This window comes from Nonomuraea insulae, assembly GCF_042656245.1.
On record NZ_JBHSPA010000026.1, the window covers coordinates 1 to 18,021 of the forward strand.

The 18,021-nt window shown below is 71.4% G+C and carries 19 protein-coding genes; 9 read left to right on the forward strand and 10 right to left on the reverse strand.

Going from position 1 to position 18,021, the window contains the following annotated elements; genetic code table 11:
* Window positions 1-457, forward strand: a 457-nt coding sequence (locus tag ACFPZ3_RS21975; RefSeq protein WP_379516061.1) for a PucR family transcriptional regulator, incomplete at its 5' end; no start/stop codon positions are given.
* An 11-nt stretch (window positions 458-468) separates the two neighbouring features.
* Here the strand turns inward: ACFPZ3_RS21975 and ACFPZ3_RS21980 are convergent.
* A complete protein-coding gene (locus ACFPZ3_RS21980; RefSeq protein WP_379516062.1) occupies window positions 469-3,300 on the reverse strand; it encodes an AfsR/SARP family transcriptional regulator in 2,832 nt (943 codons plus the stop codon).
* 450 nt (window positions 3,301-3,750) lie between these two features.
* Here ACFPZ3_RS21980 and ACFPZ3_RS21985 point away from each other — a divergent pair, with 450 nt between their 5' ends.
* From ACFPZ3_RS21985 to ACFPZ3_RS22000, 4 genes are all read left to right on the forward strand, one after another.
* On the forward strand, window positions 3,751-5,034 hold the full coding sequence (locus ACFPZ3_RS21985; protein WP_379516063.1) for a helix-turn-helix domain-containing protein: 1,284 nt from the start codon (window positions 3,751-3,753) through the stop codon (window positions 5,032-5,034).
* A gap of 46 nt (window positions 5,035-5,080) precedes the next feature.
* Entirely contained in the window at window positions 5,081-5,695 is a 615-nt protein-coding gene (locus ACFPZ3_RS21990) for a copper resistance CopC family protein (RefSeq protein WP_379516064.1), read from the forward strand.
* Window positions 5,692-7,668, forward strand: a complete 1,977-nt coding sequence (locus tag ACFPZ3_RS21995) for a bifunctional copper resistance protein CopD/cytochrome c oxidase assembly protein (protein ID WP_379516065.1) — start codon at window positions 5,692-5,694, stop codon at window positions 7,666-7,668. The genes ACFPZ3_RS21990 and ACFPZ3_RS21995 overlap by 4 nt, the downstream gene beginning before the upstream one ends.
* A 212-nt stretch (window positions 7,669-7,880) precedes the next feature.
* Window positions 7,881-8,270 (forward strand): sensor histidine kinase, encoded by a 390-nt coding sequence (locus ACFPZ3_RS22000; protein ID WP_379516066.1) that lies wholly within the window; start codon window positions 7,881-7,883, stop codon window positions 8,268-8,270.
* A gap of 66 nt (window positions 8,271-8,336) precedes the next feature.
* Here ACFPZ3_RS22000 and map read toward each other — a convergent pair whose 3' ends face one another.
* Window positions 8,337-9,185, reverse strand: a complete 849-nt coding sequence (map, locus tag ACFPZ3_RS22005) for a type I methionyl aminopeptidase (RefSeq protein WP_379516067.1) — start codon at window positions 9,183-9,185, stop codon at window positions 8,337-8,339.
* A 5-nt stretch (window positions 9,186-9,190) separates the two neighbouring features.
* On the opposite strand from map, the gene ACFPZ3_RS22010 reads away from it, so the two are divergent.
* The gene (locus ACFPZ3_RS22010; RefSeq protein ID WP_379516068.1) at window positions 9,191-9,394 is read left to right on the forward strand and encodes a hypothetical protein; all 204 of its coding nucleotides are present in this window, start codon (window positions 9,191-9,193) and stop codon (window positions 9,392-9,394) included.
* Window positions 9,395-9,396: 2 nt separating this feature from the next.
* Here the strand turns inward: ACFPZ3_RS22010 and ACFPZ3_RS22015 are convergent, their stop codons facing one another.
* Both ACFPZ3_RS22015 and ACFPZ3_RS22020 read right to left on the reverse strand, forming a co-directional pair.
* Window positions 9,397-10,044, reverse strand: a complete 648-nt coding sequence (locus ACFPZ3_RS22015; RefSeq protein ID WP_379516069.1) for a cyclase family protein — start codon at window positions 10,042-10,044, stop codon at window positions 9,397-9,399.
* Window positions 10,041-10,295, reverse strand: coding sequence for a CBU_0592 family membrane protein (locus ACFPZ3_RS22020; RefSeq protein ID WP_379516070.1), 255 nt, complete (start codon window positions 10,293-10,295; stop codon window positions 10,041-10,043). The genes ACFPZ3_RS22015 and ACFPZ3_RS22020 overlap by 4 nt, the downstream gene beginning before the upstream one ends.
* A gap of 74 nt (window positions 10,296-10,369) precedes the next feature.
* Between ACFPZ3_RS22020 and ACFPZ3_RS22025 the strand changes: the two genes are divergently transcribed.
* Entirely contained in the window at window positions 10,370-11,317 is a 948-nt protein-coding gene (locus tag ACFPZ3_RS22025; RefSeq protein WP_379516071.1) for a LysR family transcriptional regulator, read from the forward strand.
* Here the strand turns inward: ACFPZ3_RS22025 and ACFPZ3_RS22030 are convergent.
* Entirely contained in the window at window positions 11,314-11,892 is a 579-nt protein-coding gene (locus ACFPZ3_RS22030; protein WP_379516072.1) for an NUDIX hydrolase, read from the reverse strand. The genes ACFPZ3_RS22025 and ACFPZ3_RS22030 overlap by 4 nt on opposite strands.
* A 171-nt stretch (window positions 11,893-12,063) precedes the next feature.
* Between ACFPZ3_RS22030 and ACFPZ3_RS22035 the strand changes: the two genes are divergently transcribed.
* Window positions 12,064-13,206, forward strand: coding sequence for a lipase family protein (locus ACFPZ3_RS22035; RefSeq protein WP_379516073.1), 1,143 nt, complete (start codon window positions 12,064-12,066; stop codon window positions 13,204-13,206).
* A 79-nt stretch (window positions 13,207-13,285) separates the two neighbouring features.
* Window positions 13,286-13,939, forward strand: coding sequence for an NADPH-dependent F420 reductase (gene npdG / locus ACFPZ3_RS22040; protein WP_379516074.1), 654 nt, complete (start codon window positions 13,286-13,288; stop codon window positions 13,937-13,939).
* 1 nt (window position 13,940) lies between these two features.
* Here the strand turns inward: npdG and ACFPZ3_RS22045 are convergent, their stop codons facing one another.
* Genes ACFPZ3_RS22045 through ACFPZ3_RS22065 form a run of 5 tightly spaced genes read right to left on the reverse strand, consistent with a single transcriptional unit; the run spans window position 13,941 to window position 18,011 of the window.
* Window positions 13,941-14,546: a response regulator transcription factor gene (locus ACFPZ3_RS22045; protein ID WP_379516075.1), complete on the reverse strand. Its 606-nt coding sequence runs from the start codon at window positions 14,544-14,546 to the stop codon at window positions 13,941-13,943.
* Entirely contained in the window at window positions 14,543-15,646 is a 1,104-nt protein-coding gene (locus ACFPZ3_RS22050; protein ID WP_379516076.1) for a sensor histidine kinase, read from the reverse strand. The genes ACFPZ3_RS22045 and ACFPZ3_RS22050 overlap by 4 nt, the downstream gene beginning before the upstream one ends.
* A gap of 20 nt (window positions 15,647-15,666) precedes the next feature.
* Window positions 15,667-16,386 carry an ABC transporter permease gene (locus tag ACFPZ3_RS22055; RefSeq protein WP_379516077.1) on the reverse strand — a complete coding sequence of 240 codons (720 nt, stop codon included), beginning with the start codon at window positions 16,384-16,386 and terminating at the stop codon, window positions 15,667-15,669.
* Window positions 16,383-17,279 (reverse strand): ABC transporter ATP-binding protein, encoded by an 897-nt coding sequence (locus ACFPZ3_RS22060; RefSeq protein ID WP_379516078.1) that lies wholly within the window; start codon window positions 17,277-17,279, stop codon window positions 16,383-16,385. The genes ACFPZ3_RS22055 and ACFPZ3_RS22060 overlap by 4 nt, the downstream gene beginning before the upstream one ends.
* Before the next feature lie 45 nt (window positions 17,280-17,324).
* Complete coding sequence (locus ACFPZ3_RS22065) at window positions 17,325-18,011, reverse strand: alpha/beta hydrolase (RefSeq protein WP_379516079.1); 687 nt, start codon at window positions 18,009-18,011, stop codon at window positions 17,325-17,327.
* Window positions 18,012-18,021: the final 10 nt, after the last annotated feature.

The window sequence follows — 18,021 nt, forward strand, 5'->3', positions numbered from 1 at the left end:
CGTGCTGGCCGCGGTGCCGGGCAACTGCCTCTGCGCCGGCCTCAGCGGCGCGCTGACCGGCGCCGCCGCCGTCAAGGGCGGCGTGGAGGAGGCCGGGCACGCCCGGCGGCTGGCCGAGGCCCGGGCCGGCGGGGTGGTGACCAGCGACGAGATCTACACCCACGCGCTGCTGCTGGCCACGGTGCCGGGAGACGTTCGCCGCTCGTTCGCCGCCCGGCTGCTGTCGCCGCTGCTCGACTACGACCGCAGGCACCAGTCCGACCTGGTGCGCACGCTCGGGATCTACCTCGACTGCGCCGGGTCGTGGAACTCCTGCGCCGAGCAGCTCCACGTGCACGTCAACACCGTGCGCTACCGCATCCGCAGGGTCGAGGAGCTGACCGGCAGGGACCTGTCCACCATGGCCGACCGGGTCGACTTCTTCCTGGCGCTCAGGGACACCGGGACCTCTCGCTAGCCGCCTCGCGGCTACCGAGACATCCCGGAGGTCGCCTCGCGGGCGGCGCGCACGGCCTCCCGCTCCGCCGCGAGGCGCTGCTCCCAGCGGCCGTTGCCGTGCCCGCCGCCACGGGAGGCCGCCTCGGTGACCCAGGCCAGGGCGCGGCCGGGATCGTCCAGCTCTCGGCACGCCTGCGACAGGTTGATCAGGCAGCGTACGAGCGGGATGCGGTAACCCGATGTCGTGAGCAGGTCGTGGGCGTCCAGCAGATGATCGAGGGCGTGCTTGGGATCGTTGAGGGCCAGGTGGCACTCGCCGATCGTGAGTTGGATCTGCCCCTTGTGGCCGGCGTCACCGGCCTTGTCGGCCTCGGCCAGCCCCTCGTACAGCACCTCGAGTGCCTGCTCCGCGCGGCCCACGCCCATAAGGGCGTTGCCCATGGCCATCAGCGCGTACCGGATGCCCACGTGCGCGCCGATGCGCCTGGCCAGCACGAGCTGGCGCTCCGACCAGGGCAGCGCCTCCTGGAAGCGCTCGCCCGAGTTGTAGGCGGTGGCCAGGTTGCCGAGCGCGCGCATCTCGCAGAAGGCGTCGCCGAGCCGCCTGGACAGCTCCAGCTCCGCCTGGAGATGCTCGAGAGCCTCATCCGTGCGCCTCGTCAGGCGCAGGCCGTTGGCGATGTTGTCGTGCGCCACCAGCGCGCTCGCGTCGTCGCCGAGCCTCTCGCTGACCCGCAGCGCGAGGACGTTCAGGTTCAGTTTCTCCACCATCCGATAGTTCCGCTCCTGGTGCCAGCGGAGACCGAAGAGGATGTTGACGCCGAGCCGGGCGACCTCGTCGTCGGGGGAGTTCAGAGCTTGGACGGTCGCCGCCATCAGGACGACCTCCTCCTGGAACAGCCACGCCGTCGCCTCCTCGGAGCCGCTGACCGCATGCGGCACGGCGTCGAGCAGGGGCGCGTCCTGCGTGCGGTGCGGCTCGCTCACTGAGCTGGCCAGGCGCGTCGAGGCGGCGTAGTAGGACAGCGCGCGGATCAACGCCTCGCGGGCTCCGTCCGGCCGCAGCTCGCCGGCGAAGAGGCGGACCAGGTCGTGCAGCTGGTAGCGGCCGGGGGCGGCGCGGTCGAGCAGGTGGGCGTCCGTCAGCCGCTCCAGGGCCGCCTCCGCCTCCTCGGCCGCAATCCCGAGCAGCGCGCTCGCCGCCTCCGCGGTCACCTCCGGTACGTGCAGCCGGCCGAGCAGCGCCAGGGTGCGCGCGGCCAGCCGGTCCACGGGGCGCGAGCCGCGTTCGAGCGCGGTGTGGCTTCCGGCCAGGCTGGAGCGGACGGCCAGGTCGCCGGCCGACAACTCGTGCAGGCGGCGCCGCTCGTCGCTCAGCCGCTCAGCCAGCGCCGACACGCTCCAGTCCGGGCGGCCGGCCAGGCGTGCCCCGGCGATGCGCAGGGCCAAGGGGAGGCCGTCACACAGGCGTACGAGCCTGGCCGTCTCTCCCGAGTCGGCCGCCACCCGGCCCGCGCCGACGAGCTTGGCCAGCATCGTCGCCGCCTCGACGTGGGACATCCTGTTCAGCTCCACCTCGAAGGCGTCCTCGCCCCAGATCATGCTCTCGCGGCTGGTCGCCAGCAGGGCGCTGCCGAAGGGCACCGACAGCAGCGGCCGGATCTGCGCCAGGTCGGCGGCGTCGTCGAGAACCGCCAGCACCCGCCGGTCGTACAGGCAGCTGCGCCACATGGCGGCCGCCTCGTCCAGGTCGGTGGGCACCGACTCGGGCGGCACGCCGAGCCCGCGCAGGAAGCGCCCGAGCACGTCGAGGGGTGTCAGAGCGGGAAGCTCAGGGGTGGCGCCCCGGCAGTTGACGAAGAGCTGGCCGTCGGGGAAGCGGTCGCGTACGAGGTGGGCGACATGCGTGGCCAGCGCCGACTTGCCGCCGCCCGCCGGTCCGGAGAGGATCACCAGGGGATGTGGCGGGGCGTCGTCCCAGGGCGCCAGCCGCTCCTTGAGCCGGATGATCTCCCGTGCCCTGCCCACGAACCCCGCGAGGGGGCGGGGTAACTGGTGCGGCGGGGCCATGGGCTCCTGTGGCTTCGTGGCCGTGACGGCGTCGGCGCGCAGCACCACCTCGTGGCAGCGCCGTAACCCCTCGCCCGGCGACAGGCCCAGCTCCTCGGCGAGCACGACCCTGCCCTGCTCGTAGACCTCCAGGGCCTCCGCCCGCAGGCCCGACTGGAACAGAGCCGTCATGAGCAGCTCGCGCACCCGCTCGCGCAGGGGGTGACGCCGGGTCAGGTCCCGCAGGTCGTCGGTGATCTCCTGGTGGCGCCCGAGGCGCAGCAGGCTGTCCGCGCGGCGCTCGAACCCGGCCAGCCGCAGATCCTCCAGGCGGGCGCGCTCCGACTCGGAGAAGGGCCCGGACAGGCCGCTCAGGGCGGTGCCGCGCCACATGCTCAGGGCCTGGTCGAGCCGCTGGAGTGCCTCGCGGTCATCTCCGTCGCGCTGCGACAGGTGGGAGCGGCTGATCAGGTCGGCGAACAGCAGCGCGTCCACCTGCGGGGGCTCCACGCGCAGGACATAGCCGGCCGAGGTGCCCGCCAGCAGCCGCGACGGCTCGCGATTGCGGCGATCGGGCTCGAAGGCGCGGCGCAGGCCGGCGATGTAGGTGTAGACGCTCTGCTCGGCGTTGCGCGGGGCGGCGCTCTCGCCCCAGATTCCGGCGACCAGGTGGTCCATCGGCACGGGACGGGTGGCGGAGGAGGCGAGGATGGCCAGGACGGTCTGCTGACGGGCCGGGCCGACATCGATGGGCAGGCCGCTGCGGTCCGCGCATACCGCGCCCAAGATGCGGATGAAGATTGCCTCGCTCACGCTGGCCTCCGCTGCCGCCCCAACCCGGTGTCAACCGGCAGCGTAACCGCTTGGCCGCCCTGGGCGGGAGGACAACGCGATGTAGATCAAATATAGAAGCCCCGCGCTAGACTGACGTCTGGCGCGGGGCGTGTGCCTGCCCGAGGGAGAGGGCGAGCGCTTCGCGGGTCAGTGCGGTGTCCCGTCGTGCCTGGACCCGGTGCGGTGTCGGGCCGATGTCAGGCGTGCGCGTGCCCGCCCCCCTCCGATTCCTGCTTCAGCAGCACTCGTTGTCGTCCATGCTGAAGGAGAGGGAAGACGAATCGGCACTCGCGGCCGTAGCATTACCTCCAATGGTCACCACGAGCGCAATCGCGGTGATCAGTGCGGACAGGGCAAAACGCATACGCATGGGGGCTCTCCCTCGCCTATGTGGGGTTGCTCGGACTATTTTCCCAGGGAGCGACGACTGTGACCACATCTGACTTGGTCGGACTCCGTATTAAGACGGTTCGGCGACAACGCGGCCTGTCGCAGGCGCAGCTGGCGCATCCCGAGTTGTCGGACAGTTACGTCTCGTTGATCGAGAGTGGCAAGCGTACCCCGACCCCTTCGGTTCTGGAACTGCTGGCCCAGAAGCTGGACTGCTCGCTCTCCTACCTGATCAACGGCGTCACTGCCGAACAGATGGAGGACATCGAGCTGGCCCTCGGATACGCGCGGCTGGCGCTCGAGAACGGCGAGGTCCTAGAGGCCCGCACGCGCTTCGCCGAGCTGCTGGCGAACAATAACCTGACAGGACTCACCGCGCTTCGTCAAGACACCGAATTCGGTCTCGCCCTGGCCACCGAGGCCTGCGGAGAGCTCGACGAGGCGATCTCCATTCTGCTCAGGCTGCGCGAGGAAGAGCAGCCCACCGAGCGCCGCATCGAGATCGCCATGGTGCTCTGCCGCGCCTACAAGGAGTGCGAGCGGCTGACCGAGGCCGTCGAGGTGGGCGAGCAGATGCTGGCGGGCAACGGCCGCCTGCCCTGGACCGACCAGCTCGTCGAACTGGCCGCCACGCTGCTCGGGGCCTACATGCGCCGCGGCGACCTGCTGCGGGCCCGTCAGTTCGCGGCCGAGGTGCTCAACGCCGCCGACGCGCTCGGCACGCCGCGCTCGATCGTGGCCGCCAACTGGAACGCCTCCAGTGTCGCCTACGCCACCGGCCACAACGAGGAGGCGCTGTCCTTCGCCGAGCGGGCCATGGCCGTGCAGGTGGAGACGGGCCAGCCGCGCAGCGTCGCCAGGATGCGCCTCACGCTCCTGCAGCGCCGCCTCAGGGCCAGGCCGGCCGAGGTGGAGGCCGTCCGCGAGGCACTGCGTGCTTCGGTCATCGAGCACGAGCAGAGCTCGACCAGCCGGACCGACAGGGCCCGTGTGCACGTGGAGCTGGCCTACGCCGAATACACCACCGGTGACTTCGACAAGGCCGTCGAACACGCCACGATCGGCAAGGATTTGGTTCCCGAGTTCGGCCACGTGCTGGGCGCCGAGGCCAATCTCCTGCTCGGCAAGGTCTACGGCGCTGTCGGCCGCTCCACGGAGGCCGCCAGGCACGTGGACTCCGTGCGTGACTGGCTGACGCCGCTGCCCAACTCCCGCCGCGCGGCCTCCACGTGGTACGCCATGGCCGAGGCCATGGATCACCTCGACAACTCCGACGGGGCGGTGGAGGCGTACCAGCGCGCACTGGCCTGCGCCGGTTTGTAGAGCGACGTCCGGACCGGGCGGTGGCGTCGGTAGCCTTGGGGGTGCCATGAAGAGATCCCCGTTCGCGGCCCTCACCGCGATGCTCGCCGCCGCCCTGCTCGTTCCTGGGCTCGTTTCCGGGCTCGTGCTGGGGACCGCGGCCCCCGCGCTGGCGCACGACGCGCTGAAGAGCAGTTCTCCGGCCAAGGGCGCCAAGATCGAGTCCCTCGACGAGGTCAGGCTCGAGTTCAGCGCCAAGGTGCGCATGCCGTTCGTCCTCGTGCGGGGCGGCGGAGACGCCCAGCACCAGAGTGGCAAGCCGGAGGTGGACGGCGCGGTGGTCACGCAGGCCGTCGACGGGCCGCTGCCCGACGGGAAATACACGATCGCCTACCGGGTCGTCTCCTCCGACGGGCACCCCATCGAGGGAGAGATCCCGTTCCGGGTGGAGGGGGCGGAGACACCGTCCCCCAGCCCCGGTGAGACCTCCAGCAGTCCTCCCGCGTCGCCGCCGGCCTCCAGCGCCGCGCCGCCGTCCGCCGACGCCACCACTGGGCAGGCCGCCGAGACGCCGGCCGAGGAGGGCGGCGCGACGTTCCCCGTCTGGCTGATCATCGTCATCGGCGCGCTCGTCGGCGTCGGCATCGGCTTCCTGCTCAGCGCGCGGAGAAAGAAGCCATGAGCCGGGCGGCGCGCCTCACGCTCGCGGCCGTGGCCGCCGCGATCGTCGCCCTGGTCATCGGCATGATCGCCGGAGGCAGGGCCTTCCCCCGGATCATCCCAGGACTGCCTGACTCCGGCGCGGTCGTCAGGTGGGGGCTGCCGGTGGCCAAGCTCCTCATGGACGCCTCCGGTGTGATCACGGTCGGCCTGCTGCTGATGGCCGCCGCCCTGCTGCCCAACGACAAGGGCGTGCTCGGCAAGAGCGCGGTCTCCTACGTCAAGGCGGCCTCGTGGGCGGCTCTGGTGTGGGCCGCGGCGGCGTTCCTGTCCATCGTGTTCGGCGCGGCCGAGTCCATCGGCAGGACCGTGCCCCAGATCCTCGAACGCACCATCCTGACCAGCTACGCCACCCAGACCACGCAGGGCGTCGCGCTGACGCTCGTCGTGCTGTTCGGGGTGGCGATCGCGCTGTTCTCGCGCGGCGCCATCACCGCCGGGGCCGCGGCGGGACTGCTGGCGTTCGCCCTGGTCACCCTGCTGCCAGCGCCGCTCACCGGGCACACCTCCTCCTCGCCCAACCACGACCTGGCCACCTCGTCGGTCTCGCTGCACCTGCTCTCGCTCGCTCTGTGGGTGGGCGGGCTCGGCGTGCTGGCCCTGCACGCGCTGCGCCGGCAGCCGCAACTCGAGGCGGCGGCGGCGCGGTTCTCCCGGATGGCGTTGTGGTGCTACGCCGGGGTCGGGCTGTCCGGGTTGTTCGCGCTGGTCGCGCGGCTGGGCGCGGTCTCCGACCTGTGGACCTCCGAATACGGCCTGCTGGCCCTGGTCAAGATCGTGGCATTCGTGCTGCTCGGCTACGTGGGCTACTGGCACCGGCAGCGCACGCTCGCCGACCTGGGGGCGGGCAAGCCGCGGGCGTTCACCCGGCTGGCCGGCGGCGAGATGGTGCTCATGTTCGCCACCGTCGGCGTGGCCGTGGCGCTGTCGCGCACGCCGCCGCCCGAGTTCAGCCTCCCCGCCGACCGGGCCTTCGAACTGCTCGGCTTCCCCCTGCCGCCCGCGCTCACCCTGGGCAACATCTTCTCCATGTGGTGGTTCGACCTGTTCTTCGCCGTGGTGGCCGCCGCGCTCGGCGGGCTCTACGGGGTCGGCCTGGTGCGGCTGTGGCGGCGCGGCGACCGCTGGTCGTGGGGGCGCACCGCCTCCTGGTACGCGGGCGTGGCGCTGCTGGTGTTCTGCACGCAGAGCGGGCTGGCCCGATACGCCAAGGTCATGTTCGACGTCCACATGATCGAGCACATGACGCTGTCCATGGTGGTGCCGATCTTCCTGGTCCTCGGCGGGCCCGTCACGCTGGCCCTGCGCGCGCTCAAGCCGGCCGCCAAGCGGGGCGACAGAGGGCCGCGGGAATGGATCACCACGATCCTGCACAGCCGGTTCACCAAGGTCGTCACGCATCCCGTGGTGGCGACGGCCATCTTCGTCGCCTCGACGTACGCCCTCTACTTCACCCCGCTGTTCGAGTCGGCCATGAACGAGCACCTCGGGCACATCTGGATGACCCTGCACTTCCTGCTCAGCGGGTGCCTGTTCTTCTGGGTGATCATCGGGGTCGATCCAGGGCCCAACCGGCTCCCGTACGTCGGGCGGCTGCTGATGCTCTTCGTCACCATGCCGTTCCACGCCTTCTTCGGCATCGCGCTGATGATGATGGGCGCGGTCGTCGCCTCAGGCTGGTACGAGCAACTCGGGCGCACCTGGGGAGACACCCTGCTGCAGACCCAGCGCGACGGCGGGGCCATCGCGTGGGGGTTCGGCGAGATCCCGACGCTCATCGTGCTGCTGGCCATCGCCGTCCAGTGGTACAAGGACGATGACAGGCAGGCGCGGCGCGCCGACCGAAGGGCGGATCGGGTCGGCGCTGGAGATCCAGAACTTGACTCCTACAACGCCTATCTCGCCCGTCTCAACCGTGCTGACAAGGGCGAGTAGCCGTTCGGTCATGGCCTTCTACCTTCCGTCTACAAGTCTCTGGACCGCCAGGTAGCCTTTCTATCAGGGGAGACGGGCATAACCCCATCAGCTAGCGTGCGCAAGCCTTGAGGGGGGATGTGCGCACCACGCGGTTGGGAGCGCCGGAGTGGGGACCGGCGCCGCGCCCGGGTGCCGAGGAAGGCGAGAACCAATTGTCGGAAGAGACACGGATGCGCGGGGGGCAGAGCCTGGCCGAGGCGCTCGAGACCTATCTGGCCCAATGGTCGGAGCGGACTGGCATCGCGGTCGAGACCTGGGCGCTGCCCTCGACCGATGTGCCGTCGCGCGTCTCGAGCGGCGTCATGGCCACGATGCGTGAAGCTCTGTCCAACGTCGAGTTGCACAGCAGGGCCCGGACCGTGTCCATCGCTGTGACGGTCGGCAGGAGCGGCCTGCGCATGACCGTCAGCGACAACGGCCAGGGCTTTCATGGGGCGGGTGCGGGACGGGGGATCCCCAGGATGCGGGCGGCCTTCGCGGAGCTCGGCGGGAGCCTGTCGGTGAACAGCGTGAGCGGTGAGGGCACGACGGTGACCGGGGTGGTGCCCCGAGCCCGGTGAACCGGTCCTGAGGCTTGGGCCCGGCTCGTTTCCTGAGCCGGGCCCCCGGGTCACGGTCCTGGGCGGTCAGGGGAGGGTGAGGATCTCGCTGCCCGTGTCGGTGACGACGATCGTGTGCTCGAACTGGGCCGTGCGCTTGCGGTCCTTGGTCACCGCGGTCCACTTGTCCGGCCAGATCTCGTAGTCGATCGTGCCGAGTGTCAGCATCGGCTCGATGGTGAACGTCATCCCGGGCACCAGCTCCACCCGCAGCGACGGATCGTCGTAGTGGGGGACCATGAGACCGGAATGGAAGCTGGTGCCGATGCCGTGGCCGGTGAAGTCGCGTACGACGCCGTAGCCGAAGCGCTTGGCGTAGGCCTCGATGACGCGGCCCACCACGTTGAGCTGACGGCCGGGCGCGACCGCCCTGATGGCCCGCATCGTCGCCTCGTGCGTGCGCTCCACCAGCAGCCGCGACTCCTCATCGACCTCGCCCGCCAGGTAGGTGGCGTCGGTGTCGCCGTGGACGCCGCCGATGTAGGCCGTGATGTCGATGTTGACGATGTCGCCGTCGCGCAGCACCGTGTCGTCGGGGATGCCGTGGCAGATGACCTCGTTGATCGAGGTGCACAACGACTTCGGATAGCCCTTGTAGCCAAGGGTGCTCGGGTAGGCGTTGTGGTCGAGCAGGAACTCGTGGCCGATCCGGTCGAGCTCGTCGGTCGTGACGCCCGGCTGGATGTGCTTGCCGACCTCCGCGAGAGCCTGGGCGGCGATCTTGCCCGCCACCCGCATGCGCTCGATCATCTCGGGGCTCTTCACATCGGACTCACCGGTCTTGGGGCGCTTCTTGCCGACGTACTCCGGCCGCTCGATGTGGGCGGGGACCTTTCGCACGGGCGAAACTCGCCCTGGCTGGAGCAGTGTCGTCATGAAACATGAGTCTACGGGGCAGAATTGACCTCGTGAGCGAAGGCCAATGGTGGTTCTGTCTCAAGCACATGCGGGTCGAGCCCGACAAGGGCTGCCCCAACAAGGACCGGATGGGTCCCTACGCCTCCGAGCAGGAGGCGGCAGGGGCGTTGCAGCGTGCCGCCGACCGCAACAAGGCATGGGACGAGGCCGACCAGGACGAAGACTGACATCAGGGCACGACGGCGTACGCCCTGACGGGGAACGTGCCCATGCCGGCCACCATCGGTGGCGCGGCGTGGAAGCGGAAACCGTCGGGGGGTAGCGCCTCCAGGCCCGTCAGGTGCTCCACCAGGGGGATCCCCGCCGCCAGCAAGATCGAGTGAGCGGGGCGTTCACCATGCGGCGGGGTGTCGTCGATGTTCAGGGAGTCGATCCCGACCAGCGTCGCGCCCTGCCCGGCCAGCCAGGCGGCCGACTCCGGCGAGAGGTAGGGGTGGTCGTGGAAGTACGCCTCCGTGCCGAAGTGGCGGTCCCAGCCCGTGTGGATCAGCACGGCGCGGCCCCGTACGTCCAGCGTCCGGTCCACGTGCACCGCGCGCTCACCCGCTGTGGCCCGTGCGACCAGGCCGGGGAGGTCGGCGAGCTTGGCGAGCGGGACCTGCGACAGGTCGGGGCCGTCGGCGTAGCGGTGGTGCGGGGTGTCCAGGTAGGTGCCGGTGTTGGCGGCCAGCGTGATCGTGCCGATGTGGAACTCCGTGCCCGGCGCGTACACCTCCCGCGAGTCCTCCCGGCTCAGGTGCACCCCCAGCCGGGGCGCGGGGACGCCGGGGTAGGTGATCATGCCGTCGTGGATGCGGTGGCTGAGCTCGACGATCATTTGGCCGCCACCCCCACCCGCGCCAGCTTGACCAGGGCCACGGTGCCGATGGCGGCCCAGACCAGGTTGAGCCCGGCCGACGGCCAGGCGGCGCTGTAGGCGCTGTTGACCATCAGCCCGGCCGATCCGGCGAGATTGAGCAGCTGGTACGCCGTCCCGTCGCCCGACAGCCGGGCCGAGGAGACGAGGGCGTAGCCGATCAGCAGCAGGGCGGCGCCGATCCAGCCGACCGCGGCGAGCAGGAGATCCATGGACGACATTGTCGAGACCCTCGGAGGTAAAGCACAAATAAAGAAACTTAAAGGTCTGGCGTAAGCTGAGCTGTATGGACATCGATCCTAGGCGACTGCGCGTCCTGCACGAGGTCGCCCGGCGTGGTGGCGTGATGCGGGCCGCCGAGGCACTCTACCTGACGCCCTCCGCCGTCTCCCAGCAGCTCGCCCAGCTCGAACGCGAGGTCGGGCTCCCTCTCATCGACCGCTCCCAGCGCAGCGTCTCGCTCACGCCGGCGGGCCGGGTGCTGGCCGGATATGCCGAGCGGGTGGAGGAGGAGCTGATCGAGGCCAAGCGGGAGCTCACCCGGTTCACCGAGCGGCTGGCCGGGCCCGTGCGCATCGCCGCCTTCCCCACCGTGATCAAGCACGTGCTGGTGCCCGCCATGCGGGAGCTGGCCGTACGCCATCCCAAGATCACGCCGACCATCCACGAGATCTACGGGCAGCCGGCGCTGCAGGAGCTACGGCTGGGCTCGGTGGACGTGCTCATCACCGAGCTGGACATGGGCCTGCCCGCCCTGTCGCAGCCGTCACTGGGCACGCGGCTGCTGTACGTGGACGAATACCGCGTCGTGCTGCCGCCTGACTGGCCCGACCCGCCGTCCACGGTCCCCGACCTGCTGCGGCGGCCCTGGGTGGCGGGTGAGCCGAATCAGGCGTGCGGGCAGGCGCTGGAGCGGCTGGCGGGGCTGCACGGCTACGAGCCGCGCAAGGTGCACGTCATCACCGAGTTCGGGCCGACGCTGGCGCTGGTGGCGGCGGGGCACGGGGTGGCGATCGTGCCCGCGCTGGCGCTGCTGGACGTGCCGGAGGGCGAGGTGCGGGTGAGCGAGATCCGCGATGTGGGGGCGCGCAGGGTCGACATCGTCACCCGGGTCAGCCGCACCCGCTCCGGGGAGCCCGACCCGGTGCAGGCCGTGGTGATCGGCGTGATCGAGGAGACCACGGCGAGCCTGGAGGCCAGGTTGCGCGGCCGCCTCGGCGAGCCGGTCGCCTAGTCCGTCACCTGGGGGCCGCTGACCTTCTCCAGCAGGCGGGCCAGGCGTTCGCGCAGGCCGGGCCGCTGCTCGGCCTCGCCGGCCGCCGCGCTCACCAGGTGCTGGGCCCCGTCGAACGTCACCAGGCCCTCCCTGGGCACCGCGATCGCGTCGTGGGCCAGAGCGGTGAGCTCGCGGTCGGCGCCCTCGATCGCCAGGATGGTCGCCCCCGTACGCCGGGCGTCGTCCACTCGTTCGAGCAGCGGGACCGGCGCCTGCTGTTCGGACAGCACGAACAGCGTCTCCCCGCGCGCCGCCTGCTCCAGGCGGTCGAGGCCGACGCGGAGGTGGGCGGGCGCGTCAGGGGGCGGCGTCCAGCGGATCAGGGTGGGGGCGAGCTGGGGCAGGCCGGAGAACTCGGCCTCGTCGGCGAGGTGCGCGGTCACGTGCCAGGGCTCGTCGTCGGGCGGCCCCACCAGCAGCAGGCCGCCGGGCGAGCGGGTGGCGCGCAGGGCCAGGCCCAGTTCGCGGGCGCGTTCGAGCCAGCCGGTCTCGGCCAGGAGTTCGCGCAGGAGGGCCACCGATCCTGAGTCCATGTCTCCATGGTGCCTGACGGGAATCGACGGGGTGGCTGATTCGGGAGTGATGTGTTGACACAGGGTGTGTTTCCCGGTCATTTCGGGCCTTGACATCGAGTTACCCTCGGGTAACGATCGGGCTCGCGGCGCCGCCGTCCCAAGAGTGGTCCTCACGGAGAGGGGCGGCACATGACCTTACGTGTGCGCGTCAGCATGTCCATGATCCTGTTATCGATCATGTCGTTCACCGCGGCCCCCGCACGGGCCGCGACCCCAGGAGACGTGGTCTCCGCCCAGCCCACCACCGTCTACCTGCTCCCGGGCAAACTTCTCGAAGTGCCGGTCAACGCCTGGCACCTCCTGTACAACTCCACCTCCTCCACCGGCGCCCTCAACACGGTCTCCGGCACCCTGCTCGTGCCCAAGTCCGGCTACCCGCTCGGCACGCGGCCCATCATCGGGTACGCCGTCGGCACCCACGGCCTCGGCGACCAGTGCGCCCCCTCGGTCAGCATGAGCCAGGGGCGGGAGGCCGAGCTCGCGCTGGTGAGCCTGTTCCTGCTCAAGGGGTACGCGGTCGCGATGACCGACTACGAAGGGCTCGGCACGCCCGGCGGGCACACGTACATGGCCGGGGTGTCGCAGGGGCACGCCGTGCTCGACTCGATCAGGGCCGCCACCCGCGTCTCCGGAGCCGGGCTGTCGAACCGGGCGTCCGTGGGCGTCATGGGGTACTCGCAGGGCGGGGCGTCGGCCGCGTGGGCCGGGCAGCTCCAGCCCACGTACGCGCCAGAGCTGCGGCTGCGCGGCGTGGCCGCCGGCGGGGTGCCCGCCGACCTGCGGGCCGTCGCGCGGCACCTGGACGGCGGGCCCGACTTCGGGCTCGCCGCCGCGGCCGGGGTGGGGCTCGACGCCGCCTACCCCGAGCTGGACCTCGAAGCCGACCTCAACGACCGGGGCCGCGTCCTGCTCGCCGACGCCGCCGACGACTGCGTGGGCGACCTCAGCAAGCTCGCAGGGCTCCGCTTCGCCGACCTGAGCCCGATCGACCTGCTCAACCAGCCCAAGTGGGTGACCAGGATGACCGAGAACCGGCTGGGGGCCACGGCGCCGCGAGTGCCGATGTTCCTCTACCACGCGCGGGGGGATCAGATCATTCCGCTCTCGGTGGGGTCCACGCTGCGTTCGGAGTACTGCCGGGCCGGCGTGAACGTGCGGTGGACCGCGTTGCCCGCGCCCGACCACGTCACGGGCGCCATCGAGGGCGGGCCGCTGGCCATCGAATGGCTCGCCCTGCGGATCCTGGGGCTGCCCGCGTTCGGCAACTGCTAGGTCATTCGCGTTGAGGTCCCCTGGGGAGGCTCGCCGCCCCAGGGGACGGCGAGCGGGACGGGCCTGGCATGATCTGGATATGACAGATGTGAAGGGGCTTTCCATCGCCATCCTCGGCGGCACCGGTGACCAGGGCAAAGGGCTGGCGCGGAGGTTCGCGCTGGCCGGGCATCCGGTGTTCATCGGCTCGCGCAGCGCCCAGCGGGCACAGGAGGCGGCCGAGACCATCGGGGCGGGCGCGACGGGCGACGAGAACGCCGCCGTCGCAGCCCGGGCCGATCTCGTGATCGTGGCGGTGCCGTACGACGGGCACAAGGCGCTGCTGGAGTCCCTGCGCGGCGAGCTGGCCGGGAAGATCGTGGTGGACTGCGTCAACCCGCTCGGGTTCGACAAGCAGGGCGCCTACGCGCTGCCGGTCGAAGAGGGCAGCGCCGCCCAGCAGGCCGCCGCCGTGCTGCCGGACAGCCGCGTGGTGGCGGCCTTCCACCACGTGTCGGCCGTGGTGCTGATGGACCCGGCGGTGGACAAGGTGGACCTGGACGTGCTGGTCCTGGGCGACGACCGCGAGGCCACGGAGACGGTGCAGGCGCTGGCGGCGGTCATCCCGGGAGTCCGGGGCGTCTACGGGGGGCGGTTGCGCAACGCCCACCAGGTCGAGGCGTTCACCGCCAACCTCATCTCCGTCAACCGCCGCTACAAGGCGCACGCCGGGTTGCGGATCACCGACATCTGACCTACAACCAGCCCACGTCCTCCGCGATCCGGATGGCGTCGATCTTGTTGCGCGCTCCCGTCTTCGCGATCGCCCCGGTCAGGTAGTTGCGCACGGTGCCGGGGGACAGGTGGAGGCGGGAGGCGATCTCCTCGGCGGAGGCGCCTCTGGCCGCCTCCCTGAGCACGGTGGCCTCCCTGGGCGTCAGGGGGCTCTCGCCGTACTCCATGGCCGAGGAGACCAGCTCGGCGTCCAGGACGCGCAGCCCTGCCGCGGTACGCCTGATCGACTCCGCCAGCCGGTCGCCGGGGGCGTCCTTGACCAGGAACGCCTCGATGCCGGTGGCCAGCGCCCTGCGGACGTGGCCGGGCTGGCCCATGGCCGTGAGCACCAGGATCCGGCACGACGGCAGCCGCTCGCGGAGCGTGGCGGCGGCGGTGATGCCGTCCACGACGGGCAGGTCGATGTCCAGGACGGCGACGTCGGGGCGTACCCGCAGGGCCTCCGGGACGATCTCGTCGCCGCGGGTGACCTCCGCGACCACCTCGATGTCGGACTCCAGGCGGAGCAGGGCGGTGAGGGCGGCGCGGATCATGTGCATGTCCTCGGCGAGCAGCACCCTGATCACGCCGCCACCTCCACCGCGAGGAGGAAGCCGCCCTCGCCGGTCAGGGCGGAGGCGCAGGAGCCGCCCGCCTGGGCGGCCCGCTCGGCCAGCCCCGTGAGGCCCGCGCCCGTTGTGGTCCCCGCCGCGCCCGGCTCGGCCAGGGCGCCGTCGTTGGCGACCTCCAGCCGGATCGACCCGCCCTGCAGCGACGTGGTGATCGTGCAGGTCGTGGCCCGGCTGTGGCGCAGGACGTTGGTGACGCCCTCGCGTACGGCCCAGGCCAGCGCCTCCTCCGAGCGGCCCGGCAGCGGCACGTCCGCCAGGTTCGCCTGGACGCCCACCCCCGACGACTCCAGCAGCGCCACCGCCCGGTCCACCTCGCCCGCCAGCGACATCGCCCGATAGCCCCTGGCCACCTGGCGTACGTCCTGGGCCGCGTCCCTGGCCACCTGCACCAATTCGCCCATCTCCGTACGGGCCGAGCCCGGGTCGCGCTCGATGAGGCGGCCGGCCAGGTCGCCCTTGAGCGCGATCGCGGTGAGGCTGCGGCCCAGGCCGTCGTGCAGGTCGCGGGAGATCCGCAGCCGCTCCTTGAGCACCGCGGTCTCCATCAGCTCCGCTCTGGCCTCCTCCAGTTCGGCCGTCACCCGGGCGAACCGGACCAGCGCGTAGGTCATGGCGCCCGTCGTGAGCACGGTGGCCGCGTAGAAGAAGGTCACGTAGGCCGCCTCGATGCCCCACCAGAGCGCCGAGGTCTCGTAGAGGATCATCAGCCCGACCAGCGGCCCGGCCCAGAGCAGCCGCAGCGACACCAGCAGCGTCCCGGCCAGCAGCGGGGCGGTCAGCGCCGACATGCCGCCGGGCAACAGGACGTCGGGCAGGTAGGTGACCACCGCCTGCAGCACCACCGTCAGGGGGAAGGCGGGCGGCCGCGCGCCGCGCAGCCCGGCGCGCATGTTGACGTAGTGGGTGGCGACCACGCCGAGGAACACCAGCACGGCCAGCGTGCCGTAGAACACCCCTTGCAGGAAGTAGACGAGCGCGATCACCGTGTAGAGGCACGCTACGGCCGTGATGAGCCAGGCGGCGAGCCGTCGGGCGCGGGCGGAGGAGGCAGCCACGACAACGATTATGACGGGCTCTAGGATCGGCGCGGTTCCCAGCGGAACCACAGCCTGATCGCGACGAGGCCGACCACGGTCCACACTGCCAGGATCACGAACGGCACGGCCAGAGCGCCGGTCCTGATCGAGTCGACCACGGCCGAGGTGGGCAGCAGGTCGAGGGCCTGCTGGAGCCACGACGGCAGCGGGATGGGGCCCATCGCCCCCGCCGAGACCCCGGCCACCAGGAAGGCGGGCGTGGTGTAGGCGCCGGCCAGCTCCGCGCGTGGGATCGCGGCCGTGTAGGCCACCCCGAGCAGGGACAGCACGACCGAGCCCGCGATCGAGACGGCGGCGAACGCCAGGGGGCTCGCCGGCCAGGGAACGCCGGCCACGACCCGCACGGCCACCGTGCACAGCACGATCATGGCCAGCGTCTGGGTGGCCGTGGAGGCGATCTGACCGAGCAGGATCTGGCCGTCCGTCAGCTGGGTGGAGCGCAGCCGCTTGAGTATGAGCTGGTCGCGGCGGTTGGTCATGACCACGGCGATGTTCATGAACGCGGTGATCGACAGCAGCAGCGAGATCGTGCTCTGGAAGATCGAGGTGGCGTTGGCGACGCCGTCGGAGGTGACGTGGCGCATGAGCGCGGGCATCCCGACGGCCAGGCCGACCGGCGTGACCACGGAGGCCACCAGCATGGCCCTGTCGCCCCAGAACAGGCGGGTGCCGAGACGGTAGGCGGCGGTGAGACTCATCGGGCGTCCTCCTTGGTCCTGGCGAGGTCGAGAAAGAGGTCTTCGAGGGTGGCGGCGCGGACCTCCAGGTCGTTCAGGCGCAGCCCGCGCTCGGCGGCCCACGTCAGCAGCGTCTGCGCGGCCAGGTCGGGGTCCTCGGCGCGGCACACGGCGCGGCCCTTCTCCAGGGTGACCGGCAGCGGCAGAGCGCCGGGGTCGAGGTGGGCGGGCATCAGGAAGGCCACCTGGCCCCTGCGTGCCGCGAGCGTCTCGATCATCCCGCCGGAGGCCACGATCCGGCCCTCGTCCATGATCGCCATCGAGGTGGCCAGGCGCTGCGCCTCGTCCAGGTAGTGCGTGGTCAGCAGGATCGTGGTGCCCCGCGCGGCCAGGTCGCGCACGACGTCCCAGGTGCGGGCGCGGGCCTCCGGGTCCATGCCGGTGGTCGGCTCGTCCAGGAACAACACCTCGGGGCGGCCCAGCAGGGCCAGCGCCAGGTCGAGCCGGCGCTTCTCGCCGCCGGAGAGCTGGCGCACACGGGTGCCAGACCTGGCCGTCAGCCCGGCCAGTTCGAGCGCCTCCTCGCGCGGGCGGGGCGCGGCGGTGAAGTCGCGCCAGGTGTCGACGGTCTGGGCGACCGTCAGCTCAGGGAAGAACCCGGCTTCCTGGAGCATGATGCCGGTGCGCCGGCGTACGGCCGCGCGCTCGGCGCAGGGGTCGAGGCCGAGCACCCGCACGGAGCCGCCGTCGGCCCGCTGGAAGCCGGCCAGCACCTCGATCGTGGTGGTCTTGCCCGCGCCGTTCCTGCCCAGCAGCGCGAAGATCTCCCCCTCGGGCACCTCGAACGAGATGCCCTTCACCGCCTCGAATTCCTGATGGCTCTTGCGGAGCCCGTTCACTTCGATCGCTGTCATGCGATCCACTGTCGCCGTGCGTGATCGCGGGCGACAGTGAGGAATTCACGACTTCCTGGAGAGCTTGAGCAGCGCGTCGGTGACGCCCTCGGGATCGACGAGCTGGTGCAGGTGCAGGCCGGGCAGCCGGGTCACCGGCCAGCCGCGGCGGGCCGCCTCCTCGGCGACCTTGTCGTACGGGCGCCCGAACCACAGGCACGAGCACCTGACCTCGTCCCACCCGGCGGGCACCGGAATCGGCTGCGTGTAGTAGTCGAGCGGCAACCGCGGCTGCTCGGCCGCCACGCGCACCCGCACGGCGGGATCGGGCAGCATGGCCACCACGTCCTCCTCGTCCCACCAGTCGGTCCAGCGCGGGAGCACCCCCTCAGGGCCCGCCAGATCGTGCAGGAACGGCAGGAACCCCTCCTCGGCCGTCTTGACCAGCCCCTCACTCGGCGGGATGTGCGCGTCGGCGAACACGCAGGCCACCACCCGCTCGCCCAGACCCTCCTTGATCACCGGCAGGAAGAAGCCGGCGTTGCTGTGCCCGATCAGCACCACAGGGGTGTCGGGCGTGGCGGCCCGCACCGTCTCCACCACTCTCGGCCAGTAAGGCGCCCCGCCCGCGGTCAGACCCGTCAGGTCGGGCACGACGGCGGAGTGCCCCCGGCGCTCCAGCGACTCGGCCACGGGAGCCCACGTCGCGGGCCCGACGGAGGGGCTGTGCACGAGTACGAACGTCGTCTGCATGAACCCCACC

Excerpts from the sequence above, each read along its gene's own strand:
- ACFPZ3_RS21990 (WP_379516064.1), top strand. The coding sequence starts at position 5,081 with ATGAAGAGATCCCCGTTCGCGGCCCTCACCGCGATGCTCGCCGCCGCC.
- ACFPZ3_RS21995 (WP_379516065.1), top strand. The coding sequence starts at position 5,692 with ATGAGCCGGGCGGCGCGCCTCACGCTCGCGGCCGTGGCCGCCGCGATC.
- ACFPZ3_RS22000 (WP_379516066.1), top strand. The coding sequence starts at position 7,881 with ATGCGCGGGGGGCAGAGCCTGGCCGAGGCGCTCGAGACCTATCTGGCC.
- map (WP_379516067.1), bottom strand. The coding sequence starts at position 9,185 with ATGACGACACTGCTCCAGCCAGGGCGAGTTTCGCCCGTGCGAAAGGTC.
- ACFPZ3_RS22010 (WP_379516068.1), top strand. The coding sequence starts at position 9,191 with ATGAGTCTACGGGGCAGAATTGACCTCGTGAGCGAAGGCCAATGGTGG.
- ACFPZ3_RS22015 (WP_379516069.1), bottom strand. The coding sequence starts at position 10,044 with ATGATCGTCGAGCTCAGCCACCGCATCCACGACGGCATGATCACCTAC.
- ACFPZ3_RS22020 (WP_379516070.1), bottom strand. The coding sequence starts at position 10,295 with ATGGATCTCCTGCTCGCCGCGGTCGGCTGGATCGGCGCCGCCCTGCTG.
- ACFPZ3_RS22025 (WP_379516071.1), top strand. The coding sequence starts at position 10,370 with ATGGACATCGATCCTAGGCGACTGCGCGTCCTGCACGAGGTCGCCCGG.
- ACFPZ3_RS22030 (WP_379516072.1), bottom strand. The coding sequence starts at position 11,892 with ATGGACTCAGGATCGGTGGCCCTCCTGCGCGAACTCCTGGCCGAGACC.
- ACFPZ3_RS22035 (WP_379516073.1), top strand. The coding sequence starts at position 12,064 with ATGACCTTACGTGTGCGCGTCAGCATGTCCATGATCCTGTTATCGATC.
- npdG (WP_379516074.1), top strand. The coding sequence starts at position 13,286 with ATGACAGATGTGAAGGGGCTTTCCATCGCCATCCTCGGCGGCACCGGT.
- ACFPZ3_RS22055 (WP_379516077.1), bottom strand. The coding sequence starts at position 16,386 with ATGAGTCTCACCGCCGCCTACCGTCTCGGCACCCGCCTGTTCTGGGGC.
- ACFPZ3_RS22060 (WP_379516078.1), bottom strand. The coding sequence starts at position 17,279 with ATGACAGCGATCGAAGTGAACGGGCTCCGCAAGAGCCATCAGGAATTC.
- ACFPZ3_RS22065 (WP_379516079.1), bottom strand. The coding sequence starts at position 18,011 with ATGCAGACGACGTTCGTACTCGTGCACAGCCCCTCCGTCGGGCCCGCG.